This window comes from Methanocalculus sp. (assembly GCF_029762515.1).
Taxonomy (GTDB): domain Archaea; phylum Halobacteriota; class Methanomicrobia; order Methanomicrobiales; family Methanocorpusculaceae; genus Methanocalculus.
This window is the reverse complement of record NZ_JARVGN010000171.1, coordinates 1-4,688: the sequence shown is the minus strand read 5'-3', so window position 1 is coordinate 4,688 and position 4,688 is coordinate 1. Positions and strand designations below refer to the sequence as shown.

The following is a 4,688-nucleotide window of genomic DNA, read 5'->3' as shown; positions in this document are numbered from 1 at the left end:
GAGAGGGGGCCGTGGGATCATCGGCATGTCCACCAAGGAGGAGGACTGCATCAGCTCTGTCTTTGTTGCATCCACCCATGATTACCTCCTCTGTATCTCTGATCTGGGACGGGCATACTGGCTGAAGGTCTATGATATACCTGAGGGAACACGCACCTCCCGTGGCAAGGCGATTGTGAACCTTCTCAATATCAATAATGAGACGATACAGGCAGTTATTCCGGTTACCGAGTTCAGGGACGACCGGTTCCTCTTCTTTGCAACAAGGAATGGAACGGTTGTGAAGATCGCACTCGATCAGTTCTCCCATCCAAGGCAGACCGGCATCAATGCGATCAAACTCAGGGAAGGCGATCGTCTCGTGGATGTGAAATGGACTGACGGCGATCGCGAACTGATCCTGACCACCCGCCATGGTCAGAGCCTGAGATTCCATGAGGAGGCGGTCAGGCCGGTCGGCCGGGGTGCGATGGGTGTCCGCGGCATCTCGCTCCGTAATGGCGATCATCTCCAGGCGGTAACAGTCATCCATAACGATCATCTGCTGACCATAACCGAGAACGGCTATGGCAAACGGACCGATTTCGATGAGTTCCGCGGCCATGGCAGGGGAACGCTCGGTGTCCGGAACATCATCACCGATATCAGGTCAGGGATGGTTGTCGCTTCCCGTTCTGTTTCGGATACCGATGAGATCATCGTCATGACGGCATCCGGGATTGTAATCAGGACCTGTGTGAACGAGGTTGCAATCCAGAAACGGAGCACCCGTGGTGTCCGGATCATCCGGCTCGATGATGGTGACAGGGTTACCGGGTTTGCGATCGTCACCCAGGAGATGCTCACTTCACAGGAAGAGGGCGGCTCTGAAGAAGAAGACCACAACGAATAGATACCGGGGGGGAAATAACCCCTCTCTATGTTTCAGACTACCATTCACCTGAAGACCTCAGGGGAAGGGGATGTCATCGATATCACCCCTTTTGTCTCGGATGCTGTTGTTAAGAGTGGAGCGGATACAGGGATTGTCCATCTCTTTGTGGTGGGATCAACCGCTGCCCTGACAACCATTGAATATGAGCCCGGTGCGGTGAGCGATCTTCGGACTGTATTATCACGGATCGCTCCTGCTGATGCAACCTATGCACACGATGACCGGTGGGGGGATGGCAATGGCCGATCCCACGTGCGGGCGGCGATAATCGGCCCCTCTCTCTCAATACCTTTTGCTGAAAAGAGGCTCCTCAATGGAACATGGCAGCAGATCGTGCTATGCGAGCTGGATATCCGCCATGCCAGAGAAAGGAGCGTTCTGCTGACGATTTTACCCTGAATCTCAGTCGAGTGGAATTGATTCGAGCTGTGAGACGAGTTCCCAGATCCGTGTGCGTGCGTGAACCGGCATATTCGGATCAGTGCTGACCTCGTCAATCTTTGAGATTGCCGTTGCCGCACGGAGACCTGGCTGCATCTTCTCGTCAAGAAGGATGTTCATGGTCTCGTCAGCTACTCGCCGGATATTCCTTGGAATTGTGTTATCATCCTTCATCATCTGTAAAATCTGTACACAATTTCGTATTGTATTGTTTGTTTCTGCCAATTGGAACCCTCCATCTTGCTCTTTAGTATTCCCCCTGTGGACTTATATAGTTTCATGGATGAAAGAGTATCTTTCATCATCCCCTATCGCCTATACAGATCTGGTGTTTATGGCAGAAATTGATGAGATAATGGCTGAATATCTTCTGAAGGGTGCGAAGATGCTGGCAAAGACCTGTCCGGTCTGCCACGCACCGCTCTTTGAGTACAAGGGCAGACAGTTCTGTGTGGTCTGTGCTGAATCTGCGAAAGAGACGGCTGAATCAGGCTCTGAAATGCCGGTCGATCCGATCCCCACTCGTACGACACCAGCTGATCCTCCAAAACAGGTTATCCCGGTCCGAAATGTTGATGCAGATATTTCTCAGCATCAGAATAAGGCTGATATCCCCTCGTGTGTCGATCCGATCTCAGATGCGATGGTGCTGCTCTGTGGCAGGATTGCAAACGAGCCCGACCCTGCCCGCTGCCTCCTCTATATGCAGGCGATCAGGGAAGGGGCTCTTTCGATTGCGGCTCTCCGGGGGAATGAGCCGTATCATCATCGGAGAGAGTGATATAGTTTCCGATACTTGCCTGTATCTCCTCTTTGATCTCTTCTTTTTCGCTTCTCTCCTGAAGGCGCCTCACTCCGGTTGCCATCGCCTTCTCGCGCCGTGTTGAAACCCACCGGAATGTCTCATCACTTGTTCCCTTTGTGACGAGGACGATGATCCTGCCTGCTGCACTCCTGCCGGTACGCCCTTTCCGCTGGATGCTCCGGATCTCGGATGGCACCGCCTCATAGAAGATGACAAGATCGGTGGATGGGATATCAAGCCCTTCTTCTCCGACGGAAGTGGCGACGAGGACATGGTACTCCCCTCCCCGGAATCTCTGGATCGCCTCGATCTGTTTCTTCTGGGAAAGCCCCTTCTCTTTCTGTTTTGATGCCTGGCCGACGAACCGGCAGGCGGTGATACCCTCTTCAGTCAGGTAGTCGACAAGCATCGATACCGAGTCACGGTAGCTTGCAAAGACGATGATTTTGCTGTCTGGATCGTCGATCAGCTGGTTCCTGATGATAGCTGCGGTGATCCCGGCTTTTGGGTGGATCTCTCCTGTTATCCCGGTGATGATCCGGGTAATCTCTGTGAAGCGGTGATCCGCGACCATCCTCTGGCTTGCCTTGCTCCCCTTCTTCGAATGCCCTTCGGTGTTGAGTTTTTCGAGATAGAGTGAGAGTGCACGGGATCCCTGTGACTCTGCCAGGATCACAGCATGCCGGAGTTTCATGATCTCGCCATAGAGCGAGGCAGCCGAGTAGGCACGTGCATCCCCTGCTGCGATCCGTTCCTGGATCGTCGCATGGAGATGTGAGAGTGTCTTCATCGAGAGCCCTTCCCGTTTTGGGAGCGAGTACTGGAGTGATGCAAGTGTGCCGAGGCGGCTGTCTATCATCGCGTCTGTCAGCTGGACGATCCGTTTCAGCGGCAGCGGCAACTCAACCGGGATCACTTCCAGTGTCCGTTCGTGGATATAGGGGATCACATCGGGATCGGTCTCGTCCCGTGTCTCGACATGGGTGATCCCAAGATGGGTGCAGACCTCGCCAACCCTGGCCTGATCGCTCCCCGGTGATGCGGTCATCCCGAGGATCAGGGGTTTTTCTGCCTGTTCGAGATACTGTTCTGCAAGATGTGTATAGGCATAATTGCCGACAGCACGGTGGCATTCATCCACAATCAGAAGAGAGACCTCTGAGAGGGTGTAGCGGCCCTGCTCAACATCGTTCTGGATCACCTGCGGGGTGGCGCAGCAGACCCGGCACCCTTCCCAGAGCCGGGTTCTCTTCGGAGGGGGGGTATCGCCCGTAAAACTGACACAGTCCGAATCCTGTGGATCGGGCAGGTTCAGGGTGTTCTCAAAAAACCTGAGATGCTGGTCAACGAGTGGTTTTGTGGGGGCGAGGATCAGAATCCTTCCCCCCTCATTCAGGAGCCGGGAGGCGGCAACAAGGAGTGCGATCACCGTCTTGCCAAGTCCTGTGGGGAGGACAACAAGGGTGTTCTCCTCAAGCGCCCTCATCGCGACTGCGAGCTGGTACTGGCGTTTTTCTACCGTATCTGGTCTGATGAACGGGTGCTGGATCGTCTCCATCGTCTAATCCCGTGAAAACGGTATCTCGCCCCTGATGAGCTTTCGGATGGTGGATGGGATCTCATCAATTCTGACCCTGATCTGCTGCATGCTGTCACGTTCCCTGAGCGTGACTGAATCATCGTCTTTTGACTCATAGTCGACGGTGATCGCATAGGGTGTTCCGATCTCATCCTGCCTCCTATACCGCCTCCCGATTGCACCGGAATCATCATATTCGGCCAGGATTCCTTCACTCTTGATGGCGTCTGTGATCTGGTGTGCGATCTCATCGAGGCCGTCACGGTTCATCAGGGGGAAGACTGCCACCTGCACGGGGGCAATTGCCGGGGGTAGGCGGAGCACGGTTCTTACTTCGCCATCGACCTCGTCCTGATAGAAGGAGTGTTCGAGGACGGCGTAACAGAGCCGGTCTATCCCGTAACTGGGTTCGATGACATGGGGCATGATCTCTTCTCCACGCACCAGCACCTCTTCGTCCCTGATCTCAAAGAGATCTGCTTCGATGAAGATTCTCTCGCCATCAAATTCGATTGTTGTACCGTCATCCTGCGGAACCGATGCGGCTATCTTCTCCCCGACCTCTTTTGCCCGGTTCTTGAACCGGGGGCCGAGTTTGCCCATCTTCGGAACTATTGCATATCTTCTCTCGATACGGGGCTCCTGGTACTGGATGAAGACGGTCATCTTCTCTCCCGAAACCGCTGCATGAGCCCGGAGATCATAGTCAGTCCGGTCGGCGATTCCGACTGCTTCCACCCAGCCAAACCGGGCTGAATGGTACTCTGCATCCCAGCAGTCTGCTGCATAATGTGCCCGCTCGTCAGGCAGGTGCTGGCGGAACCGGATCTTTGTGGGATCAACGCCGATCCTGATCATGAAGTCATGGGTAACAGCAAGGTAGTATGCGACATATTCACTTGCGACAAGGCCTTTGTCAACTGCCTCAC

The 4,688-nt window shown here is 54.4% G+C and carries 6 protein-coding genes; 3 read left to right on the top strand and 3 right to left on the bottom strand.

The window, feature by feature from the left end:
* Positions 1–892, top strand: an 892-nt coding sequence (locus tag QCH34_RS07145; RefSeq protein ID WP_300332261.1) for a DNA gyrase C-terminal beta-propeller domain-containing protein, incomplete at its 5' end; no start/stop codon positions are given.
* A 27-nt stretch (positions 893–919) separates the two neighbouring features.
* Entirely contained in the window at positions 920–1,333 is a 414-nt protein-coding gene (locus QCH34_RS07140) for a secondary thiamine-phosphate synthase enzyme YjbQ (protein ID WP_300332259.1), read from the top strand.
* A gap of 3 nt (positions 1,334–1,336) precedes the next feature.
* Here QCH34_RS07140 and QCH34_RS07135 read toward each other — a convergent pair whose 3' ends face one another.
* Positions 1,337–1,600, bottom strand: coding sequence for a UPF0147 family protein (locus QCH34_RS07135; protein WP_300332257.1), 264 nt, complete (start codon positions 1,598–1,600; stop codon positions 1,337–1,339).
* Positions 1,601–1,709: 109 nt separating this feature from the next.
* On the opposite strand from QCH34_RS07135, the gene QCH34_RS07130 reads away from it, so the two are divergent.
* Positions 1,710–2,156, top strand: coding sequence for an Sjogren's syndrome/scleroderma autoantigen 1 family protein (locus QCH34_RS07130; RefSeq protein WP_300332255.1), 447 nt, complete (start codon positions 1,710–1,712; stop codon positions 2,154–2,156).
* Here QCH34_RS07130 and QCH34_RS07125 read toward each other — a convergent pair.
* A complete protein-coding gene (locus tag QCH34_RS07125; RefSeq protein WP_300332253.1) occupies positions 2,089–3,738 on the bottom strand; it encodes a DEAD/DEAH box helicase in 1,650 nt (549 codons plus the stop codon). The two genes, QCH34_RS07130 and QCH34_RS07125, sit on opposite strands and share 68 nt — an antisense overlap.
* A 3-nt stretch (positions 3,739–3,741) precedes the next feature.
* Positions 3,742–4,688, bottom strand: a 947-nt coding sequence (gene glyS, locus QCH34_RS07120) for a glycine--tRNA ligase (protein ID WP_300332251.1), incomplete at its 5' end; no start/stop codon positions are given.